The 21,832-nt window shown below is 67.5% G+C and carries 17 protein-coding genes and 4 pseudogenes; 13 read left to right on the forward strand and 8 right to left on the reverse strand.

Going from position 1 to position 21,832, the window contains the following annotated elements; translation table 11 throughout:
- Positions 1–311 precede the first annotated feature (311 nt).
- The 10 genes and pseudogenes from ACZ44S_RS33400 to ACZ44S_RS33445 form a co-directional block, all read left to right on the forward strand.
- Complete coding sequence (locus ACZ44S_RS33400; RefSeq protein WP_466935962.1) at positions 312–1,268, forward strand: DUF4129 domain-containing protein; 957 nt, start codon at positions 312–314, stop codon at positions 1,266–1,268.
- A gap of 8 nt (positions 1,269–1,276) precedes the next feature.
- Positions 1,277–1,822 carry a hypothetical protein gene (locus ACZ44S_RS33405; protein ID WP_466935965.1) on the forward strand — a complete coding sequence of 182 codons (546 nt, stop codon included), beginning with the start codon at positions 1,277–1,279 and terminating at the stop codon, positions 1,820–1,822.
- 12 nt (positions 1,823–1,834) lie between these two features.
- Positions 1,835–2,833, forward strand: coding sequence for an AAA family ATPase (locus ACZ44S_RS33410; protein WP_466935968.1), 999 nt, complete (start codon positions 1,835–1,837; stop codon positions 2,831–2,833).
- Entirely contained in the window at positions 2,830–4,170 is a 1,341-nt protein-coding gene (locus ACZ44S_RS33415; protein WP_466935970.1) for a DUF58 domain-containing protein, read from the forward strand. The genes ACZ44S_RS33410 and ACZ44S_RS33415 overlap by 4 nt, the downstream gene beginning before the upstream one ends.
- Before the next feature lie 1,008 nt (positions 4,171–5,178).
- Positions 5,179–7,449 carry an acyltransferase family protein gene (locus ACZ44S_RS33420; RefSeq protein WP_466935972.1) on the forward strand — a complete coding sequence of 757 codons (2,271 nt, stop codon included), beginning with the start codon at positions 5,179–5,181 and terminating at the stop codon, positions 7,447–7,449.
- Between the two features lie 134 nt (positions 7,450–7,583).
- A complete protein-coding gene (locus ACZ44S_RS33425; protein ID WP_466935975.1) occupies positions 7,584–7,862 on the forward strand; it encodes a transposase in 279 nt (92 codons plus the stop codon).
- The gene (locus ACZ44S_RS33430) at positions 7,859–8,050 is read left to right on the forward strand and encodes a hypothetical protein (protein WP_466935978.1); all 192 of its coding nucleotides are present in this window, start codon (positions 7,859–7,861) and stop codon (positions 8,048–8,050) included. The genes ACZ44S_RS33425 and ACZ44S_RS33430 overlap by 4 nt, the downstream gene beginning before the upstream one ends.
- A 6-nt stretch (positions 8,051–8,056) precedes the next feature.
- Positions 8,057–8,260, forward strand: a complete 204-nt coding sequence (locus tag ACZ44S_RS33435; RefSeq protein ID WP_466935981.1) for a transposase — start codon at positions 8,057–8,059, stop codon at positions 8,258–8,260.
- A pseudogene (locus ACZ44S_RS33440) lies at positions 8,179–8,772 on the forward strand (IS3 family transposase); the annotation flags it as partial. The gene ACZ44S_RS33435 and the pseudogene ACZ44S_RS33440, both read left to right, overlap by 82 nt.
- A 30-nt stretch (positions 8,773–8,802) precedes the next feature.
- Positions 8,803–9,007 (forward strand): annotated as a pseudogene (locus tag ACZ44S_RS33445) (DSD1 family PLP-dependent enzyme); the annotation flags it as partial.
- Positions 9,008–9,249: 242 nt separating this feature from the next.
- Here the strand turns inward: ACZ44S_RS33445 and ACZ44S_RS33450 are convergent.
- Positions 9,250–10,164, reverse strand: coding sequence for a CU044_5270 family protein (locus ACZ44S_RS33450; RefSeq protein ID WP_466935984.1), 915 nt, complete (start codon positions 10,162–10,164; stop codon positions 9,250–9,252).
- A gap of 39 nt (positions 10,165–10,203) precedes the next feature.
- The gene (locus ACZ44S_RS33455; protein ID WP_466935987.1) at positions 10,204–10,860 is read right to left on the reverse strand and encodes an RNA polymerase sigma factor; all 657 of its coding nucleotides are present in this window, start codon (positions 10,858–10,860) and stop codon (positions 10,204–10,206) included.
- A 688-nt stretch (positions 10,861–11,548) separates the two neighbouring features.
- Here ACZ44S_RS33455 and ACZ44S_RS33460 point away from each other — a divergent pair.
- Positions 11,549–12,016 carry a hypothetical protein gene (locus tag ACZ44S_RS33460; protein WP_466935990.1) on the forward strand — a complete coding sequence of 156 codons (468 nt, stop codon included), beginning with the start codon at positions 11,549–11,551 and terminating at the stop codon, positions 12,014–12,016.
- Positions 12,017–12,020: 4 nt separating this feature from the next.
- Here the strand turns inward: ACZ44S_RS33460 and ACZ44S_RS33465 are convergent.
- Both ACZ44S_RS33465 and ACZ44S_RS33470 read right to left on the reverse strand, forming a co-directional pair.
- Positions 12,021–13,141 (reverse strand): annotated as a pseudogene (locus ACZ44S_RS33465) (IS630 family transposase).
- A 673-nt stretch (positions 13,142–13,814) separates the two neighbouring features.
- Positions 13,815–13,967, reverse strand: coding sequence for a hypothetical protein (locus tag ACZ44S_RS33470; protein ID WP_466936142.1), 153 nt, complete (start codon positions 13,965–13,967; stop codon positions 13,815–13,817).
- On the opposite strand from ACZ44S_RS33470, the pseudogene ACZ44S_RS33475 reads away from it, so the two are divergent.
- Positions 13,894–15,142, forward strand: a pseudogene (locus tag ACZ44S_RS33475) (MFS transporter). The gene ACZ44S_RS33470 and the pseudogene ACZ44S_RS33475 overlap by 74 nt on opposite strands.
- Before the next feature lie 1,276 nt (positions 15,143–16,418).
- Here ACZ44S_RS33475 and ACZ44S_RS33480 read toward each other — a convergent pair.
- Positions 16,419–17,942 (reverse strand): FAD-dependent monooxygenase, encoded by a 1,524-nt coding sequence (locus ACZ44S_RS33480; protein WP_466935993.1) that lies wholly within the window; start codon positions 17,940–17,942, stop codon positions 16,419–16,421.
- Between the two features lie 48 nt (positions 17,943–17,990).
- Between ACZ44S_RS33480 and ACZ44S_RS33485 the strand changes: the two genes are divergently transcribed.
- Positions 17,991–18,641: a TetR/AcrR family transcriptional regulator C-terminal domain-containing protein gene (locus ACZ44S_RS33485; RefSeq protein ID WP_466935996.1), complete on the forward strand. Its 651-nt coding sequence runs from the start codon at positions 17,991–17,993 to the stop codon at positions 18,639–18,641.
- 215 nt (positions 18,642–18,856) lie between these two features.
- Here the strand turns inward: ACZ44S_RS33485 and ACZ44S_RS33490 are convergent, their stop codons facing one another.
- The 3 genes from ACZ44S_RS33490 to ACZ44S_RS33500 form a co-directional block, all read right to left on the reverse strand.
- Positions 18,857–19,255, reverse strand: coding sequence for a RidA family protein (locus ACZ44S_RS33490; RefSeq protein WP_466936000.1), 399 nt, complete (start codon positions 19,253–19,255; stop codon positions 18,857–18,859).
- Between the two features lie 114 nt (positions 19,256–19,369).
- Positions 19,370–20,065 (reverse strand): alpha/beta fold hydrolase, encoded by a 696-nt coding sequence (locus ACZ44S_RS33495; protein ID WP_466936002.1) that lies wholly within the window; start codon positions 20,063–20,065, stop codon positions 19,370–19,372.
- Positions 20,066–20,962: 897 nt separating this feature from the next.
- On the reverse strand, positions 20,963–21,553 hold the full coding sequence (locus ACZ44S_RS33500; RefSeq protein ID WP_466936005.1) for a helix-turn-helix domain-containing protein: 591 nt from the start codon (positions 21,551–21,553) through the stop codon (positions 20,963–20,965).
- Between the last annotated feature and the right edge of the window lie 279 nt (positions 21,554–21,832).

Consider the following 21,832-nt stretch of genomic DNA (forward strand, 5'->3'; position numbering starts at 1 on the left):
GTCAACCAGCATCGCAACGAGCTGGTCGTCCGAAACCGCACTCGACGGTGCCTCAGCCACCGGCTTGGCCTGCTAGTTGTCCACGGCGATCTCCGTCATCAGACGCGTCTCCTTGATCATCAGATCCACCGTCTATTGGACACTCCCCGCGACCTCACTGGTGTGGGCCGGTCTGCTCGTCTCATGGTCGAGTCGGGCGCCCCCGCGACGCTGAGTGAACGCAGAGCTGACCAGGGCCGCCAAGTAGGTGTCCAATTAGTGAGGACCGCGGAACGCGCGGTCGTGCGCGGCTCCGCATGTGCCAGCATGCGGTGAACTGGCGTCCGGGGGAAGTGTTCATCGGGGTACTAGTGGATCAACGGGAGCAGCGGTTACAGGTGGCGTCCGGGACAAGTGTTGCCGTCGGCGTCGTAGGGGTATTGACCATTGCGGCCCTCGTGCTGCGGCCCGTCAAAGGGCTGCTGCAATCCGGCACGGGGCCGCTCGGTCGCCGGGGCATCGTGGCAATCGGGCTGTCGGTAGCCTGGACGGCGGGGACTCTGATGGTCACTGCCCGCCATCGACACCGGGTCGGCGTCGGCCGTGCCGCGCTGTCACCGGGCGAGGAGCGGCTGCGGCGGGCCGCCGCGCTGTTGCTGCTTGCCGGACCGGGCGTCCTCGGCGTCTTGGCCTTGGTCCTGCACCGGTTCAACCACCACAGCACTCAGCCCACCGCGCCGGAGGGCCTCGGCCCACCCCTCGCGCCGCCGGCCCCCCACGATGCCACGCCCGGCTCCGATCCCGGGTACGCATTGTCCCTGCCGCTCTACCTCCTGTTCGGTTTGCTGGCCGCGTTAGTCGTCGTGATCACCGTAGTGGCCGTCGTGCGGCGGCAGCGTCGGCACGGGCTGGCGGTGCCGCCGCGCCCTGGTGCCGCGGGTGCCCCGGCGGAGGACGCCCGCCTGCTCCTGTCAGCCGTCTGTTCGGGGCGTCGCGCTCTGGTCGACGTCAGTGAAGCCCGGGCGGCAATCATCGCCTGCTACGCCGCGATGGAGGACGCCTTCGTTGCGTCCGGCGTGCAGCGGCGCGTCTCTGACAGTCCTGCCGACCTCCTCACGCGCGCAGCCAGCGCGGGCCTCGCGCAGACTCCGGCCGCGCCTCGACTCACGGCGCTGTTCCGCGAGGCCCGCTACTCCTCGCACCCCATGGACACCGTGCATCGAGAGGCGGCGGCCGAGGCACTGGAGAAGATTGCCTCGCTGCTGCAAGACCGGGAGGCCGCGGAGTGACCCGGCCCATGGACTCGACTCCGGAGCCGGACATGCTCACACTGAGCCGGATCGGACTGCTCGGCGGCGCGGTCGCCGGCTCCGGTGTCCTGCTCGTACTGCTTCTCGACGGTCTTGAGGCGGCCGGCGCCGTCGTGACCGTGCTCGTCCTCTCGGGTCTGGTCGCCACCCGGTACGTCGCCGGGGCGGGCGCCTTCGACTCCGGCGGGCGGAAGGAGCTACAGATGCTGAGGACGAGAGCACAGGGCATGGGCGAATGGCGACGGAATATCAGGACCGCCACAGGGCCCGACGGAGCCTTCTACTACCGTGCGGTGCTCGGGCCCGACCTGCGCCGTCTCTACGACGCTAGACTCGCTGAGCACCACCAGGTATCGCTCGATCAGCAGCCCCGGCGCGCCGCCGAGTTGATTGGGCCCGAGTTGTGGCCGTGGCTGGGGCCCGAGCCGCCACTGACCGGGCCCGACGGCGACATTCCCCTTGACGTGCTGCGCCGACTTGTCGACCAGCTCGAGGCACTTGGCGCACCCACTCGTACCTCCCCGCAGTCATAAGGAAGAAGTTGCGTGACAAGTCCCTCCACACCTCAGCCACGCACCACCAGGCAGGTCCGCGAGCAGGCCGGTGCCGTACTACGCGAGATCGGCCGTGCCGTCGTCGGCAAGGCGGATGCCCTCGAACAGGTGATGCTGGCCGTGCTGGCCGGCGGACACGTCCTCGTCGAGGATCTGCCGGGGCTCGGCAAGACCCTCCTCGCCCGGTCGTTCGCCACCGCGCTCGGCCTGGACTTTCGCCGGATCCAATTCACGCCCGACCTGCTGCCGTCGGACGTCACCGGCACGCCGTTGTACGACCGACGCACTGGCGAGATGGTGTTCCACCCCGGCCCGGTCTTCACGCACCTCCTGCTCGCCGACGAGATTAACCGGACACCGCCCAAGACCCAGGCCGCGCTGCTCGAGGCGATGGCCGAGTCGCAGGTGACCGAGGACGGCAAGACCAGACCGCTCCCCGACCCGTTCCTGGTGATCGCAACCGCCAACCCGGTGGAGTACGAAGGCACATACTCCCTGCCCGAGGCCCAGCTCGACCGGTTCCAACTGCGCGTGCGTATGGGATATCTGGCCGCCCGGGAGGAGCTGGCGATGCTCCGAGCCCGGATCGGCAGGGCTACGCCCGAGGTCGCGCTGAACACGCTTGTGGGACCGGCCGACGTCATCGCATGGCGGGCCGTCGTAGAACGCGTGGAAATCGATGAGGACCTGCTGGAGTATGCCGTCGCACTTGTCGGGGCGACCCGCAGCCACCCTCAGATCAGCATGGGAGCCTCACCGCGCGGCGCACTCGCCCTGGTGCAGGTGGCTCGTGCCCGTGCCGTGTTGAACGGCCGCGACTTTGTCGTCCCGGAAGACGTCAAGAGTCTGGCGGTGCCTGCTCTGGCTCACCGGGTTTCACTACGACCGGAGTTGTGGGTGCGTGACATGTCTACGGATGACGTGCTTCGCGAGATCGTCGACAGCGTCGGCACGCCGTCCACGCGGCGTACGGCGCCGCTACCGGCGTGACCGCGCCAACGCCTACGCCGCAGCCGAGCGTTGCTGTGGTCCGCGCCCTTGAGGGGCGGGACTCGCTGGCCCAGCCGCCGCCCCGGCCGTTCGACGGGCCGCGCCTGGGCGAGCGGACTCTGCGCCTGCTGACTGTCTCCCTTGTCGCGCTGTCCGCCGCCCTGTTGACAGGCCGAGCGTGGCTGCTCGCGCTTGCGGCGGGATCGCTCGTGCTACTGGCGCTGGCGCTGCCACGTGCCTACGTCCGATGCATTGAGACCTCGACAACCGTCGAACCGGAACGCTGCTTGGAGGGCGACACCGTCACTCTCCGGATCGCGGTGGCCCACGACGGTGGTGGCGCCGTTCGCCTCGACCCTCGCGTCACGCTCGGCCCTGGCCTGCGGCTCGACGAGGTCGTTGTCGGCCCGTTGACCGTGACACTGCGCCACACCGCGCTGGGCTGGGGGCGGTGGTCGCTGGGCCCGGTGGACATCGACGTGTATGACGTCGGGGGCACCATGCGCCGCACCGTGCGGGTCGAGGCGACCGAGGTTTCCGTGTTTCCGCTCACTGCACCGGCCAGGTCTACGCCGATCCCGGTACGGTTGCCGCAGCGGCTCGGTGAGCACGCTTCCCTGCAGGTTGGAGACGGTGTCGAGGTCATCGGGGTGGGACCGTGGGTGCCTGGGGAACGGCAGCGGCGCATCCACTGGCCGTCGACGACCCGGCGCGGGGCCGTGCAACTGCACCGGTTCGCGGCCGAGCGAGCCGCCGACACGGTGATGCTGCTGGACGCGTTCGGGGACGTCGTTGACCCGGCGACTGGCGTGTCGTCTCTGGACGAGACGGTGCGGGCCGCTGCCGGGCTGTCGCAAGCCTATCTGCGCACTCACGACCGGGTTGGAGTTGTTTCGATCGGGGGCACTACGCGGTGGTTGGCGCCGGGGGCCGGGGACGTGGCCTTCTACCGCATCATTGAAAGTGTCCTCGACGTCCGCAAGGACCGGCGGTTCGACGGGGCGGGGCTTGAACGGGTGCCGCCGCCCGCGCTGCCGCAGGGGGCACTGGTGTACATGTTCACTCCGTTGAGCGACCCACGGGTGCTCGGGGTGTTGCAGGATCTTCAGGAGCGGGGGCGCCGACCGGTTGTCGTGGAGATCCCCGGCGGGGACCCGCAGGTCGAACCCGAGGACGTGGTCGGCATGTTGGGGTTGCGGTTGTGGCATGCGGACCGGGACGCCATGCGGTTCGCCTTGAGGGATAGTGGGATCCCGGTGCTCCGGCACGGCGTGGGTGAGTCGTTGGATCTGACGATGGCGCCGTTGCTGTCGAGGCGGGTTGGGGGGCGGGGGTGAGCGCGGGGCAGGTGCTCGATGCACGAGCGGGGTTGCGGAAGTACGCGCCTTGCTGGGCCGGTACCGTGGCGGTGCGGGTACTGGCGACGGGTGCTGTCGTCGCGGCGTGGAGACCTTGGGTGACGGTGGGCGGGGTGTTGGTGGCCGTGACCTTCGGGTGTGCCGTCGTCTTTGCCGCATGGGCGGCTCCGGCGGTTGACCGGCGGCCGTCGCTGGATTCCGCGCGCTGGTCCGACCATCTGCTGCGGCACCGGACGACGGTGTTGGCGGGATGCATCGTCGTGATCGCGGCGTTCGGGGATCCGGCGTGGTGGGAGGCGGCAGGGGTGGTTGGGCTGCTGGTCGCGTATCTGCTGACGAGTGAGACATGGCCGTGGAGGTGGGGGCGCGGGACTGTGCGGGTGTGGGCGGAAGCGGCTGCGGCGTGTGCGGGCGCCGGGGTGGTGGTGGCCGCTGCGATGGTCCCTGTGCCGGTAATGGAATTCGGGGTGGGACGTCTGATCGCGACTGGTTGGTTAGTGGGGGCGATGGTGGTCGGTGGGAGACTGATGAGCGCTCGGTGGCGGGGTGTGGAGAGATAGGGGCTCTGCATCGGCGCCGAGGCGCACGACCACTTACGGGCCCGCCTCTGCGACGGCGAGCGCGGGCGCCATCGGCTATGACCGTGACCAGGCTGCCACGGTCCGATCAGGCAGGGCTGCGGCACCGGGGGCTGATCGGCGTCGGCGGCCCTTCGGTATGGATGCGACAGCCTGCGTGCCGCGCGCTCGAACGGCGATCGTCGTCTGTCTCCACGGCGACTGTTGCCGCGCGCTCGGACGCTTGTGGACAGGCCCGGCACATCGAAGTGGCTTTATGGGGGCTCCGAGACAACCGCTGGCGTTGGTTGAACGGTCGGTCCGTTCTGTCTGAAGCCGCCGACCGCGGCAGGACTGGCAGCAGTTGGTGTCCGTCGCCGAGGGAGTCCGTAGCCGACCGTAAGCGATGTGACCTGTATCACGCCAAACCATGTCGCTCTGCGGACAGTCCCATGGTGTGACACATCAGGCGCCTTACAGCACTGCCCACCGAGGCCGCGTTCCTCTCCCGCGGTCTCAGGAGGCGCGACGTCGTCCGTGGCGGGCAACCGCACCCCCACCGGGCACGCCGGGCTCTGCGTTCCGGTCGGACATTCAGGGGCTGCGGGGCCTTGCCGTTGTCCTGGTGGTGCTCGCACACGCCCAAGTGCCGCGTGTGGCAGGCGGATATGTCGGCGTTGACGTCTTCTTCGTCATCTCCGGTTTCGTCATTACGTCCAGTCTGAAGCGGGAGACCCGCCGGCTAGGGACGCTGCGCCTGCGCCGCTTCTACGCCCAGCGTGCTGTCCGTCTTCTGCCGTTGGCGACGCTGGTCGGTCTCGTCACTCTGGTGGGGTGCCGGCTCTTCGCGTCGAAGATCCGCTACGACGAGTTCTTGTACGACGCACTGGTCAGTGCGCTGTACCTCATAAATGTTGAACTGGCCAACAGCGGAGCTGACTACCTCCAAGAGGGCGCTGCGCCTTCTCCCTTCCAGCACATGTGGTCGCTGTCCGTCGAGGAGCAGTTCTATGTGCTGTGGCCCGTCTTGCTCCTGGCGGTCGTCAAACTGCTGAGCCGGCCCTGGCTGAGAGTTCTGCCGCTGGTCCTGCTGTGTTTGCTGTCCTTCGCCTGGAGCGTCCAGATGGTGGAGACGTCATCGCCGTGGGCGTACTTCGGCCCTCATACGCGGCTGTGGGAACTGGGCGCAGGTGGCCTATTGGCCTTCGGTGCCAGCGCACTGACTCGCCTGCTGCGCACGGTGCCCGTGGTGGCCGCGGTGAGCGGGTGGCTCGGGCTGTTCGCCCTCGTGGCCGCGGCCGTGCTCTACGACGATGACACTCTCTTCCCCGGCCGCCTGGCCCTCCTGCCGGTGCTCGGCGCGGCGCTCGTGATCGCAAGCGGATTGGTCACCTGCCGGTACAGCGTCGCGCAACTGCTGCGGACTCGGCCGGCGACCTGGCTCGGCGAAGTCTCCTACGGCTGGTACCTGTGGCACTGGCCTCTGCTGGTACTCGGTCCCGCAGCTTTGAACCGTCCGACCACCACACAACTCGCCCTTGTCCTGAGCGGTGCAGCTTTGGTGCTGGCCTGGGTGAGCCTACACCTGGTGGAGAACCCGCTCCGCCACCACACTGCACTGCGCCGTCGGCCGCACGCGGCGCTCACCCTCGGGCTCGGTCTGTCGGCGACCGTCGTGTGTACCGCCTTGATCGGCGGATGCTTCCCACCGGCCATCAGCACCGGCGATCGTGCCCGCGACCTCACCTCGGTACTCGCCACCGCACCGGACGCCCAGGCTCGGTTGGCCCAGCTCCTCGCTGCGCCCGCGGCCGGATTGCCCAGCAACCTCACGCCGGCGTTGACCGAGGTGAAGAACCAACGGTCGGCTGTCTACCGCGACGGCTGTCACGTGAATTACGACGCAGCGCAGTCACCGCGGTGCGTGTATGGCGACCGCGCTTCCGAGAAGGTCGTCGTTCTCTTCGGCGACTCCCATGCTGCGCAGTGGTTCCCTGCGTGGGAGAAACTCAGTCACGACTACGGGTGGAAGCTGGTGTCCCTGACGAAGTCTTCCTGCAAGACCGCCGACATCACGACAGTCGCACAAAACCGGCCTTACACCTCCTGCGACTCCTGGAAAGAGAAGGCACTCGAACGGATTGAGCAGCTGCACCCGATCCTCGTCGTGGCGTCCTCGTCCGAGGCGGCCAAACCCGCCCGCCGGATGGAACGTCCGCTGGGGGAGTGGACAGCCGGCTACGAGCGTGTCTACCGGAGGCTCGCCCACGCCGCAGACCGTGTCGTCGTCCTCCTCGACAATCCCTGGCCCAGGGGCGACGCCGTCGAGTGCGCGGCTCACAACCCGGTGCACCTGCGTCGCTGCGAAGTCGACCGCAGCGACGCCATCAGGTCACCACTGCTGCGGAAAGCCGGCCGTGCGGCAGCGGTCCGCGCCGGCGTCACCGTGGTGGATCCGCAGCCGTGGTTGTGCCCGCGCCGGGGCACGTGCCCGAGCGTCGTGGCGGACACGTTCGTCTACCGCGACGACAGCCACTTGGCGGAGTCCTATGCGAAAGCCCTCACGCCGGTTCTGCGCCAGCGCGTTGTCGGCCTCGAGCTTGCCACCACGCGAGCAGGTGACTTCAGGACAGGACCGGCAGGCCGCGCATTGACGTGCCGCACGCGGTACGACGCCCCCGGGCGCGGTCCGGCTTGCTGATCCTGGCCGGCAGCGTCATCCCGAAAGTCATGACCGGTGTGAGGTTCCCCCGAGATGCGGGAAGAGGTGACAGAGGGTCAGTTGGGTTTCACGAGAGGAGGCCAGACGATGCCTGCGCCGAGGAAGTACCCCAGTTGCGGGAGCGTGTGGTCCGGATGTATCGGACCGCCGAGCCGAAGCCCGTGATCCGCCGCATGGCGGAGGAGCTCGGTGCGCACCACGAGGCCCTTCGCACCTGGATCCGCCAGGCCGAGGCCGATGCCGGCGAGCGAGGTGACATGCGCACCACCGCCGAGCGTGAGGAGCTTGCCGCCCTTCGCAAGGAGAACGCCCAGCTCAAGCGGGCGAACGAGGTCCTGCGGACGGGCTCGGCTTTTTTCGCAGCCCAGCTCGACCTGACCCGGCCCAGGTGACCGCGCTCCTCGACTCGCACCCGCACCTGGGGGTCGAGCCCGTACTCCGGGAACTTTCCATCCCCTCCTCCACCTACTATCGCTGGCGCCAGGCCGAGAAGGAGCCATGTGGGCGGCACCGCCAGGACGCCGAGCTGACGGGCATGATCCGGCAGGTCCACGCCGGTTCCGGCGGGATCTACGGCTGACCCCGCGTGCACGCCGTCCTCAAACGTGAAGGCGTCCACGTCGGCCGCAAACGCGTCGAACGGCTCCTGCGCCAGGTCGGCCTCGCCGGGATCAGCCCCCGCCGGGGCAAGCGTTCACCCGCCGGGACCCAGACGCCGACCTCGCCCCCGACCTGGTCAAGCGCGGCTTCACCGCGGACGGACCGAACCGGCTGTGGGGCACCGACCTGACCATGATCACGACGCTGGAGGGGCCGTTGTGGCTGTCCGCGATCCGGGACGCGTTCTCCCGCCGGGTGGTGGCCTGGGAAACCTCCGCCCACGCGGACCTGGTCCTCACCTCGCTGGAGTACGCCCTGGCCAGCCGCGAAGTCGCGCCCGGCGAGCTCATCCACCACGCCGACCACGGCGCTCAGTACACCTCCGTGAAGCTCACAACACGCCTGGTCAGGGCCGGTATCCAGGTATCCGTGGGCTCGGTCGGCGACTCGTTCGACAATGCTCTCGCGGAGCACCTGTGGATGGTCATCAAGACCGAGTGCTTCCGCGGCCGCGTCTTCGCCACCAGGGCCGAAGCGAACCTCGCGCTCTTCGAGTACATCGACGGTTTCTACAACCCCCGCCGCATCCAGAAACGGCTCGGTTACCTCAGCCCGATCGAGTACGAGGAGAAGCACTACTCCGGCCAGGCAGCGGCCGAACAAGCGAACCTGGAACCATGCCAACCTGCCCTGACCTGCTAGTCAGCCACTCCCGCGCAGCGGGGGAACCTCAGTGCGAGCCAGGAACACGGCACCCTCACCGCCCGCGACGGCGTCGACCCGCCCGCCCTTCCGGTTGGCACCGGCTGCGCATTCTGCCCAACCCGCCTGCGCCACGGCCGCTCAGTTCCGGGGCTACCACGTCGTCGACAGCAGCAAGGACACGCAGCCTTGCCCGGTGATCCGGGCTTGCTGGAGCCGCATCACCGGCTGGTGACCAGCCCCGGTCCTTCCCATCTCACCTCAAGAACCCGTCAGGGTAGCCATGCCGCCCCGCGGCGTGCGCGCAGCAGGACGAGGCGACGACGACCGACCTGCCCATGTCGCAGTAGAGCCAGCAACCGACAAGTCGCTTCTGATCGACATAGCGGCACGATGTTGAGGCCGACCCAGTAGGAAGGCGGAGACGCCGACACCCTGCCAGGTGCAGGCCGGCGCGTACGGAGAGTCCCTCGCGCTTCAACCGGATGCAGTCTCGCCCACCTTCTCGACCACGCCGACGTTGAGCAGCGCCACCTCGGCAGACCCGAGATACTCCAGGCTCTCCATCCGGAAAACCCACACCCGGTGCTCGTCGCCATCGCCGAAGGCAAGGCCGACACCGACCCTGCCGGCGGCGTCCTTGGCGTCTTCGACTACACGCACGCCCGGGATCTTCGCAGCGGCGCGGTAAAGAGCCGCGTCCACCTCAGGCAGCAGCGTCGCGCCTTCCAGCATGGAACCGATCAGCTCAAGAGCTGCCATTTCGTGGCTTGGCCCCTGGCCCTTCGTAGTGGTCCAGATCCACTGGTACAAGCCGTCCGTGTCGGTCGGCAGAGCCTGCAGTTCCCGATAGGTGACGGAGTTGGGGTCGGCCGTCAGCGCCATGTCCTCGGTGCCCTTGCCGGAAGGGCCGGACAGGACAGTGATGCGGGCGAGGCCGTCCCGCTTGCCGTCGACGGGGAGCCAGTCCGATCGACGGAAGGTGTCTGTTCCCTGCTTGCTCTCCTGGGTGCCCTGAGTCCTGATGAAGATGTACTGGTCGTCTCTCACCGTGGGCGCATCCTGGGCTTCCGCTGCCACGGCGATGCGATTGAGCAGATCGACTGCCGTGGGATCGGGGGACTGACGCTCAGAGCTGCCGGAACCGAGGGTCAATACCGCTGCTACGGCAGCGGCAGCGATGCCTGCGGGCAGCGCGACCGCGGTGAGGCACCGGCGTGCCAGGGCAGCCCACGGCCTGTATTCGGTGAGCCGAGCGCTGGCCTCAGAGGTATGGCCGGTGATCTCATGGATGAGATGGATCTCCAGCTGTGTGAGGCGGTCACCTGGCAGAACCGGCTCGCCCGGACTCGGCAACAACCGTGCCAGCTTTTCACGTTCCGTGGTATTCATCTGCGTCTCTCCTGCATTGACCGGGTCATTGTGGCCCGCTCACCTGGTTCCGGTCCGGTTCCACAGAGCCGCTGGTGGCCGAGGCGGCCGGGAGGAGCGGCACGAGAGTTCTGCTTCGGTGAGCCGCCGCAACCGTTGGCGGGCCCCGGACAGCCGGGAGCGGACGGTGCTGACCGGCACGTTCAAGGCCTCCGCTGCGGCGGCGTAGCTGAGTTCCGACCACACGCACAGTGCGAACACCTCACGCTCGCGGGGGCGCAGCTGAGACAGCGCGCGCTGGGCGGCGGCAAGACGTTCAAGGTCGTTCAAGCCGCTGACGAGGGCTTCGGAGAAGTCTGGAACCACTTCACAATCCGTCCGGCGGCCCGGCAGACGCTCCAAGGCGGCTCTGTGCCGCCGCGCGGCACGCCGAGTGTTGCGCAGCACATTGGTTGCGATGCCGAACAACCACGCTTGCAGCCCGTCGGCCGTGTGGTCCTCAGCAGGGTTGAGTGCTGCGAACTCCGCGTCGGAGAGCAGCCTTTCGCGCAATCTCCAAGCCGCCAGAAAGGTCAGGGAGACGACGTCCTCTGCTGCTGCTTGTTCTCCGAGCCAGCGTGCGGCGTGAGCGTGTACGGCTTGCGCATGCTCACGGAACAGCTGAGTGAATGCAGACGCGTCACCGGACTGAATGCGGGCACGGAGAGAAAGTTCCACACAGTGCCCTGTCCGTTCGGCCATAGAGGTTTGTATGGCCTGCGTCACACTGGCGCTGCAGCTGGGAAGATTTCCGCGATGGTTGGTGGACGATTCCCGTTCAGGGTCTGTGTGGCGTGCAGGACATTCTTCGGACATCGGGGTGGTCGAGGTCAGTGTGTGTAGACCGCGGCACATGCGGTGCAGGGTGCGCAGGGCATGTGCCGACTGTCGGCTGCAGAGCGAAAGCCGGACGGGTAGGGGTCGGCCGGCCAGGTGCCGTGCGAGCGGAACAAGTGAACCTGAAACTCCGCCAACCCCTCCTGACCGGGGGATCAACGCGTCCCGAACACCGAGGCAAGCTCTGGGGTCAGCTCACACCGGGAAGGCAGACCGGCGGCGTGGAAGAGCCGGTCACGGGAGGCCGCGGCCTCGTCCGAGACGGCGTCGCCTCCCTCAGTACACCGCTCTCCTTGAGGACGCCACCGGCCACCACAACCAGGTCGACGTTCCCGGCGTGGCCCCCGCGACGATGGTGGCCGCGACGTTCGTGGCAGGCAGCATGCTGGCGTGGTGACGCCCGTCACGCCGGCCGGTACGACACCGCCACGTACCGCGAGGTGTCCCTCGTGTTCGCCTAGTGCTCTGACCGGGAAGGTTCACCGGGTCAGTACGCTGAGCCCGGCTGCGGTGGATGAGGGGGTCGGGCATGACGCGGAGACTGTCGGTGGACGAGGCCGTGGGAGTGCTTGAGGGCGAACTGGGGTCGGGGCAGCGAGCGCTTGACGATCTGGTCACGGAGGATCTCTGGCTTGCCTTCCTCCGATTCGGCGGACGGCTGTTCGACGTCTCGGGCACACCCGACGCTGACGGTCTTCTGTTCCAGTACGGGACCCACGCATTCGACGGTCCTGCGGCGTTCATGGTGGACCTCACCCGGCAGTTCGAGATCTCCGACAGCGACGGTGAACACGACCATTACGTGCAGGTCCACTGCGAGCTCAGATACGGACGTGCACCCACCCTGGAGGCCCTCGGAAGCTTCGACTCGTGGTTCTTCCACGATGCCGGAGACGATCTCGAAGAGTGGGCTAAAGGACTGACTGAGCGGGCAGCCTGGGCAACGATCCACAGACTCAAGCCGACCGAGATCAGGGTGTATCAGGAGCAGGTGTAATCGTTCAGGCCGTAATCGTGGTGGGACGCCCTCCCCATCGGACACCCTTCTCACTGCGGATGCGGGCTCGTTCACGTCGTTGGGCTGCGAGGACGTCGGGGTGGCGGGCGTTCTGGTTGCGCCAGCGCAGGTAGGCGTGGAGGGCCCGGGTTTGGACCGTGTGGTTGGGATGGTTCGAGTTGGCCAGGGTGAACTGCCGCAGCGGTCCGAAGTGGGCCTCGATGGGGTTGGCCCAGGAGGCGTAGGTCGGGGTGAAGCACAGCTCGACCTTGTTCTTGGCCGCCCACCTTTTCATCCGCCAGTTCGTGTGGGCGGAGAGGTTGTCGAGGATCACGTAGATGGGGGCGCTGTCCGGTCGGGCGGCCCGGATGGTTCGCAAGGCCGCCCAGGTGTGGTCGATGCCCTTGCGACGCCGGTTGATCCCCCACATCTGGTCGTCGCCGACGGAGTAGCAGCCGTGGAAATAGGTGATCCCGTGCGTTCGGCGGAACGTCGCCGGCAATCGGTCTGGCCGTCCCTGTTCTGCCCAGCACGAGCCGGCGGTCGGGCGGATGCCCAGCGGTCCGAACTCGTCGAACGCGAACGTGCGGTCAGGCCGCTGGTTGATTGCGTACTCGATTCGGGCGAGCTTCGCGTCGAAGTCGGGGTCCGGGGACTCCTTCCAGGTCTTCGTGCGCTGGAAGGAGATCCCGCGGCGGGACAGTAAGCACCGCAGTGCTTCGCGGCCGATCCGGACGGGCCTGGCTATGTTCCGGTGCAGGTGATCGGCGAGCTTACGGATGGACCAGCGGGTGAAGGGCTTGCCCAGCACGGTCGGGCGGGTGGTGGCCGTCTGGACGACGAAGTCCTCGTCGTCACCGCTCAGCAGGCGGGGACGGCCTCCCGCCCAGCGAGGGTCCAGGCATGCGAGCCCGATCTCGTTGAACTTGTGGATCACGTCGCGGACGGTGTCCTCGTCCGCCTGGACCAGGCGGGCTATGACGGGACCGTGCTGCCGCCGGCCGAGGCCAGCAGCATCATCGCTCGCCGGAACCGCACCGAGCTGGTACTGCCTCGCCGGACGATGTGCTGAAGTTTCTGCCCCTCCTGCTCGGTCAGCCCGCGAACCCGGACCGGTTGCGCCATCCCGCCTCCCCACACTGGCTGGAGAAGTCATTTCCAACCAGCACGACGAGCAACCCGGCGAACCTTCCCGGTCACAGCACTAGCGGCACATGTGCCGCGCCGATTGGCCCGACGAACTGCTGGACGCCACCCTCGGCACCTCCGAGTAGGTCCGCGATGCCCTGGGGCCCACCGAGTTTCGCGTCACCGGCAGCCTGCGGTCCTACACGCGCGCGGACCGTTTGCGTGAACTGGACATGCTCATCCTTTCGTGAGCGGAGAACACCATTTCGTCCCGCCCCGGGCCTGCCAGGCGTACGCCCGGGCAGTGCCCTGCGGGCAGTCGGTGGTCGTCCCGCACGCCGGCTCTTCGGCGAGGAGTTGTTGGCCCGGATCGACGGACCGGGGTGAGGCAAATGAGTCGTGGCCACCGACGACCGTGGATGATCGACGAAAACTTCCTCCAAGGGATCACCTCAGAAGGGGTCATGCCGCAGTCGGCGTTACACGCCACAGGTGGCGAGCGGGCGGGCCGCAGGCCGCGCAACGCGTAGGACACCTGGTGGCCGCTGATGCGAAGACTCACCACGCACCGCTGAGCCTTGCCGAGAGTGCTGCCGCTCCGGCACGGCGCGGTTCCACGTGCCCACTTCACTTGCCCCGGCCGGTCTCCGGCGCACCCCGAATCCTTCCCTCACGAGGCCATGAACAAGAACAGATTCGTGCCTGCGCTGCTGGCCGTGGCGCTCATCGGCACCATCATCGAGCTGGACATGTCTGTGCCCAGCTTCCCCGACATCGCCCGGGTGCTGGACGCCTCAGAGTCGTCGGTCCGGCTGACGGTCACCTACAACTTCCTCGGCTACTGCCTGGGCGCCCTCGCCTACGGGCCACTGTCCGACCAGTACGGTCGACGCGGTGTCATGCTGGTCGGCGCACTGGGCTGCGCGGTGGCGCCCGGCATCGAGTTCCTGCTTGGTGTCTCGGTTCGTGCAAGGCCTCGGCGCCAGCACCTCCGTCGTCCTCGTCTTCGTGATCATTGCGGACGTCTACGAGGGCGTCCGGCTGCTGAAGGTGATCGGCCTGACCAACGCCGCCATGTCCACCTTCATGACGGCGGCCCCAGCGCTCGGTGGCGTGGTCAACCGCACCCTCGGCTGGCGCGGCAACTACGCGGTGGTTTTCGCCGTCACCGCGGTGTCGCTTCTGCTTATGGCGCGGTTCCTACCCGAGACCAAGAACGAGCTGGTCAAGGTGAGCGTCCGGCAGGTGGCGGGCGACTACCGACGGCTGCTGTGCAGCAGGGAATTCGTCGCCGCGTCTCTCGTCCCGAACCTGCTGTTCGCCGGCTACATGGTTTTCATCGCCGCCAGCTCCTTCCTCTACACGGACACCTTCGACCTGTCCACGCTGGCGTTCGCCGGGAACCTACTGGTCATCGTCGCGTCGTTCGCAGTCACCAGCCTCTTCGCCACCAGGATCACGGAGCTCCTCGGCGGCTCCGGGCGCACCGTTGCGTGCAGCATCGCCGTCACACTGGCCGGAGTCGCCCTGTTCCTCGCCCTCGGTAACGGTCCAGTGTCCACTACCGTGTCCCTCGCCGTCTTCTGTGTCGGCTTCGCCGCCGTCTACCCCGTGGTCTTCGGTCGGTCCCTGCAGGTGTTTTCCCGAGCTGCAGGGAGCCGCGTCCTCGCTGAACATGAGCGGCCGGGCGCTGCTGGTGACCGTGTTCCCCGGTGTGGCCAGCAGCCTGTTCACCGGCGACGCCGTCGTCACGGCCGGAGTGATGGCGGTGGTCACCGTTTTGGCCGCACCGCTCGCCTTCCTCCGGCCCCGCCCCGCCGACGAACAGACCCCGTCCCGGTCGGACGCGGTGACCGAAACCGGCTAAACCAGTCCGTCCCTCGGCCTTGCCCTCGCCCCCCGCGGGTGCGGGCGGCATCCCCGCCGCCTGCGCCCGCCCCGACCCATCGGGCCGTGTTGCGGAGTACACGATGTGGAGGGGGGAGACCGCTCGTCTGAGGGCCACGTAGAGGCGGTTCGTGCTTCGGGCTCGGCTCGGACGATGTCTGAACGCTCGGCCACGACTTCGTGGCCGTACTCTAGTCCCTCGGTGGTGGAGTCGGCACGACGGTGAGGCGGGGCCCTCCGTCACGGCGCAGGGATCGGGCGGGAGGCACGTCCCCTTCGAGGTGGTGCGGCAGGCGGTTGGCGAGTTCAGCGACGGCGCCAGGGACGCGGAGTACTGTGGTGAGAGGGGTGACGATGGCGTCTGACTTCCCCGGTTGCTTGAGCAACAGCGCCCAGATTACGACGCCTTGAGCGGGGTCCCCGCAGGCGGCGACGGAGCCGAAGGGTGAGCGGCGGGCGACAGTGCGGCACTGTAGGGGGCCAGGTCCTGCGGCCGCCGGGCCGATCGATCAGTCCAGCGAGTTCGTGGCGGAGTACGAGATCGGGCGCCGACAATTGGGCCGAGCTGGCAGCGCGCCGGGGCTTGGGCCATAGCAGGGTCCGATGTCAAACCATTTGAGACCTCTTCATAATCTTTGCGATGCGTATTGTGGTCAAGTGCCCCATCAACCGCTGCTGTGAACCGTTCGCGCTTTCTCGTTGTTGTGCCGTATGGGTGGCGGCGATTGTTTCCGCGTCCCGGCAGCGTGGCCGTGGTGATAAATGAGGGCACGGCCGATCACCGTAAAGGCGGCGCTGATGAAATTTCGGCGATCACCCCATAATAGCTGTCAGCTTCTACACGCCAGCATCTGCTATCAACCGGACTTCAAGCGGGTCGGACCCGGTAAGGTTTCTGCAGGTGAATCGCTATGAAGGAAAGCTCTGCATTGCCGACGCAGGGCTAGTGAACTTGAACCTCGACCATGTTAGGAGTGTGGAGTCCGGAAACAATCGCGTCTATATTGCATTCATTGACCCTGTCAACAGGGGCGAAACATTTATCAACTTTGAGAAGTGGCGGCATGTTCCGCTCGAAAGAGCGTGCCGTCACCCCGTCATTGTCGTGAGTCTGCAAATCTGGGGATCACGGGCCTGTAGCGCTGAGGCACCTTGAACCGCTCGGATGCAGACGTTCGCAAAGCAGCGGATGACCCCTGTGTCTGCGGCCATGGAAGGCTTTCCGCCATGCCGCAGCAGGTCATCTCAACAAGCTGTCTACATGGGCGGTGACGGAGCTGGTGATGCCACGCCATTTCGCAGCCGACGCACGACCGTCACTTCGCGGTATGCCATGGTCTCGGCCGGGACGTCGTGCCGGGCAAAGCCGATCAGCAACCGGGTTTCGTCACGCGCCACCGCTCTCCGGTGTGCCCGAAGGCGTGAGCCGGACCTCTCGGACTGGGCCGGCAGGACTGATCGCGTGGTCAACGGCCTCGGCCAGCGTGATGCCAGGGTCGGTGGAGATCCAGGCGACGTGCCCGTCGGGGCGGATGAGTGCGGCTCTCACGGTGGACCACTCGCCCGACGGATCGGTCAGGCGGTCGGTGTGGACGACGAGGTCGGCCGCCGTAGGCTCTGCGAGCAGATCGTTCTCACCCGTAAGGTTCAGCAGGACGTGCCGAGCCGGTCGGAGCAAGGTGAACAGGGTGTTGTCTGTGTTGGCGAACGACAGGTCGGGGGCGCGGGTGCCGATCAGGGGGTGAGCCGAGGGGTCGGCCGACGGATAGCTGACTCCGAGCCCCGTGAGACGTTCGGCGAGTGCCCTGGAGAACGACGGCTCGGCGATGATCATCTTGCCGAGCAGTGAGCGCAGGGCCAGGTTCTGCGGAGTGAAGCCGGTCATCAGCGCAACTTGGGCATGGCTGGCTTCCGCCAGGTCTGTGCCGACCGGGTGGCGTTCGGCGTGATACGTGTCCAGGAGATTGCCGGTGGCGCTGCCCCGGAGTATCGCCGCGAGCTTCCAGCCGAGGTTGGCAGCGTCCTGGATGCCCACGTTCATCCCCACGCCACCGGCGGGGAAGTGCTGATGCGCTGCGTCGCCCGCAAGTAGGATCCGTCCGCGGCGGTAGTGCTCGGCGAGCCGGGTGGCATTGCCGAAGCGTGAGAGCCACACGGGATCGTGCATGCCGAAGTCTTGGCCGGCGATGCTGGTGACCGTGGCGCGCAGCTCGTCGAGGTCGAGGTCCCCGGGCCAGTCGGTGCGGACATCCCGCGGGGTGACGCCGACCAGGCGGTACTTGCCGCTCGGCAGAGGTACGACCATGAGTACACCGCTTCGCCCGAAGGTGGAAAAGCCCGGCGGCGGCGGGTTGGTGAGACTCACGTCGCCGAGCCAGCCGAGGACGGTGGAGTCGGTGCCGGGGAACTCGATACCGGCCGAGGTGCGGACAACACTGCGGGAGCCGTCGCAGCCGACGAGGTACGCGGCTTCGACCTCGTACGGCCCCTCAGGGCCTTCCACCTGCACGATCACGGATTCCGGACGCTCGTCGAAGCCGGTGACCCGGTGGCGCCGCTGAATGTGGGCGCCGAGTGCGGACGCATGTGCCTCGAGGAGTTCCTCCGTTCTGGCTTGGGGCAGGGCGAGGGTGAAAGGGAAGGGCGTGTCGAGCGGGCTGAAGTCGAGGCGGTTGTCCAGCACGGCGAAATGACCGCCGGGTATCCGCATACCCTCGGTGAGGAAGGCCTCGTGCACGCCCCGGGAGGCCAGCACCTCAAGGGTCCGGGGGTGGATGGTCAGTGCCTTGGAGCGTTGGTCGACTTCTGCCCGTTCCTCGAGGACGGTGACGGACACCCCGCCCAGTCGCAGTTCGGCGGCCAGCCACAGGCCGACCGGCCCGCCTCCGGCGACGACGACGTGGTTGTTCATCGCTCCTCCTTGGTCGGTGACCAATTGTGCGCTCAGTAAACTAGGTCGGTGACCAATAAGCAAGCGAGCGGCAGACAGGGTTCACGGCTGGATCCAGGAGCCGTGGTGCGCGCGGCGCTGGAGCTGCTGGACGAGAAGGGTCTGGACGCCATGTCGCTCCGGGCGGTGGCTGACCGGATCGGCGTCCGGATGAACACCGTGGTGTGGCATGTGAAGACCAAGACCCGGTTGCTGGAGCTGATGGCTGACGCGATCACGGGCGAGATCGCTCTGGGTGACCTGCCTGACTCCCCGGACGAACGTTCGCGTGAGCTCGCCCGTCGCTTCCGCCGGGCCCTGCTCGGCCACCGCGACGGCGCAGCGCTCGTGGCAGGAACCTACTCAGCCGAACCGCACACGCTGCGGTACGCCGAGGCCCTTGTCGGTGCGCTGCTGGAAGGCGGAGCGGACGAGCGACGAGCGGCATGGACCGCTTGGTCGATCGTCTATCTCGCTCTCGGGCTGGTCCAGGAGGAGCAGTCGGCGCAGGATCAGGGGCTCGACGACCGTCTCTCCGAGGCAATCTCCGAGGCCTCCCATCCCTCCCTGCACGGGGTATTGGCGTATTTCGACGCGCAGTCGTTCGACGACCGCTTCGAGTATGCTCTCGACGCGCTGCTCGGAGGGAGAGCTCCGTCCGACGGTGCGGCCGGTGAGTAGGCGCGAGTGCTGAGCGCGCCGCGCAGTGTCCCCGCGGGCCCATTCGGCATCCCCGATGCTGGTATCGCCGAAGGTGCGGTCGCACTCCCGGTGATGTCACCGACCGACCTGCGCCTTGGTACGGGCTGGGCACCTGAGTACGCGTCACACACAGCAGAGGGAAGCGCTGCTCGGAGGAGCCGGATGTGCCCCCGGACCTGCTGCCGGGCCGGACGTCAGGCCGGCGGGACGCGAGCGACGACATCGACTTCCACGAGGCAATCAGGCAGAGCCAGTGACTGGACGCCAATCAGGCTGCTGGCCGGTGGCTTTCCTCCCTTGGACCGCAGCGGCCCGAGGAGGGTGGTGACCAGGTCGGGACGGTAGCCCACGACATAGATGGTCTCTTTGACCAGATGGTCGCGGCTGGTGCCCGCGGCGGCCAGGGCGAGGTCGATGTTCTTCACGATCTGCGCCATCTGCCCGGCGTGGTCGCCTCCTACCACCTCGCCCGCCGCGTTCCACGCGACCTGCCCGGACAGATACACCAGGCCCAGGTCTTCCACGGTGACGGCCTGGGTGATGAGGTCCGGCGCGTTGTGCAGTCCGTCTGGATTTCTGTGTCGCAACACCATGGTCAAGGCTCCTCTTCGAAGTGGCGGTGGTGGACTGCTCACTCATCGGGTGAGACACGCCTGTTCGCGGCGCGGTGACAGCTATGCGTTTCTGTGCCGGAAGGCCTGGACCGGTCAGGCCAGAGCGAGCAGCTCCCGGACCAGTGCCTCCGGTCGGCTCAGCACTTCGGAATGTGTGGTCTCCGGGAAGGTGACAAGGCGGAAGCCGCGTTCCTCGGCTGAGGCCGCGATCGTGTTGAACAGCGGCTGGCCGGCACAGTGAATGTAGGTGACCGGCCTGTTCGCCAACACCTGTTCGCTGCCCGGCCCCAAAGACTCCGTATGGGTGGGCAACGGCATGGACGTCAGCCGGCCGGACAGCCATGCCGCGCCCTCCTCGTCCGCCCCCAGTATGTCGGGCGTCGGAGGTTCGACCTCCCAGTCCGGCGCGCCCTCGGCGGCCACGAACAGGTCGGCAAGCCAGGGCAGCAACGAGAAGGCCGAGTCTCCGGTGACGGGGGCGAAGGCGTCGACGTAGACCAGCTGGCTGATGACGTCGGGGGCGAGCGCGGCAGTACCGGTGATCACCATGCCTCCGTAGCTGTGTCCGACCAGGATCACGCTGGTCAGGTCCTCGTCATGTAGGACTTTGACGATGTCCTGAATGTGTACGTCGAGCCCGACCTCCGGACCGGCCAGATGATGCCGCTCGGCGAGCCCTGTGAGGGTGGGGCTCATTACGCAGTGCCCGGCCTCCTCCAGCAGGGGGCGGACCCGGTCCCAGATCCATCCACCGGCCCACGATCCGTGTACGAGTACGTAAGTTGTCATGCGCGCTGCCTTCGGTGTGACCTGTGTCGCTGGGCCCGGGGTCAGGATTGTGCAGCCACACCAGCCAGTCAACCTCCGCGGCAAACTGACTTGCCTGCAGGGTGAAATCCGATTCTCGGTTCTGCCGTGTCTGCGGGCCGGGGTGCTTTCGGAGTCGGGCAGGATGGGACTCCTACACCGGCCCGACGGCGCGGTTGAGGTCTCCTTCCGCATGGTGCGGCTGACCGACTCCTTTGGTCCTTTCGTCCCGGCTGCATCTGGCACTGACGGAGGAAACCGCAGCCAGGACTCAGCACTCATCTCAGCAATCTGCAGGACAGGGACCGGAGTGAGTGTTCACGGCCTGCACTTGACGGTCGCGCAGACCAGCGACGTCACTGCCGACGAATGATCCGTCCGGGCAAGAAGTCGGTCGGCAAGGACTGCCTCGTCGACTGCACCGGAAACCTCCACTCGGTACCGGCATGTTCGCCCCTTCAGCTGATCGAAGACCGGTCCCACGACTTCCCAAGTCGCCTGCACTCCGCCATCACCCGACGCCGACGCTTGACGTGCCGGCCGCTCGCCCGCACAGCCGACGAAGGCGTTTGGGTCCTGAGATGTTCGCGGGCATGGCAGCGGCATGCGGTGCAGGCGCCTGCGCGTCACGGCCGGGAGCGCAATGCGCGACACCTGCCCGCGGCTCGCGGCCGGCCCGGCGGTCGCTGTCGCCATCGACCGGGTCTGCGACTGCCCCGGCGCGGCGCCCACGGCGGTGGCAGTGAACCCGGCCTGATCAGTGGCGCCGCGGTCACTGCGGCACAAGAAGGCCCGCGCGACGACTGCGGAAACGGCGAGCCCGGGGTATGGGTGGGGGTGGCGGCGGGGCGCCGCGCATGAGGGTCCGGAGTGCAGGCGCTAACGGCGCAGTCTGGGGAGGGGCAGCGGGTGGTGCATCGGTACGGTCGCCGAGGTCGAGGCGACCAGTACGGTCGCGGCCCGCTTGCCTTCGTTGGTCACCCGGTGCACCTGTGACGAGTCGAAGTGGATGGAATCGCCGGTGCCCAGGAAGATGTCTTTGCCTGCGATGCGGAGTGTGATGTCACCGGCGAGGACATGCAGCCACTCCTCGCCGATGTGCTTTGCGTCCTTGGTGCTCTTGCCGACCTTGAGTTCGAGACGAATGGCTGCGATCGTCGACCCTGGGCCGCTCAACACGGTGTAACGGCCTTCTTGCCCAGTGTGCTCCGTCGCCTCGTCGGCTCGCACCAGGTGGTCGTCGTCGAGTGCCTTCTCCTGGATCAGCTCGCTGAGGGAGACGCCGTACGCGCGGGCGATCTGGAGGAGGCTGCCGACGGAGGGCTGCCGGTGTCCCTTCTCCAGGCGGGACAGATGGGCCACCGAGATCCCGGTCTGTTCGGAAAGGGCCGTCAGGGTGATCCGCCGTTCGCCCCGGAGTTCCTTCAGCCGGTGACCTACCCAGCTGTCCAGCTCAGCCTCGCGCGCCATGCCCACAACATACATGCCTGGTGGGCAACGCATGTCGCTGCGCAGGCAAGCTTCCGGCTCGCGTGAGGGCCAACGGACTGCCTGGTCAAAGGGCTCCCGGGGTGCGCGGATGCCGACGCGACGAGGGCGTCGGGACCGCGTGATGGCCGGACGGGCCAGGTACGCAGACGGCCGGGAAGTCATGGCTTGGGGTCGTCGGAGGGCCGGGAACCGGGAGGAACACGTTGCACTGCTGGGTAGCAGGCGCCCGTTAAGCTTTTGCCTGAAAGGCATGCTCTA

The sequence above is a fragment of the Streptomyces malachitofuscus genome, assembly GCF_055571035.1.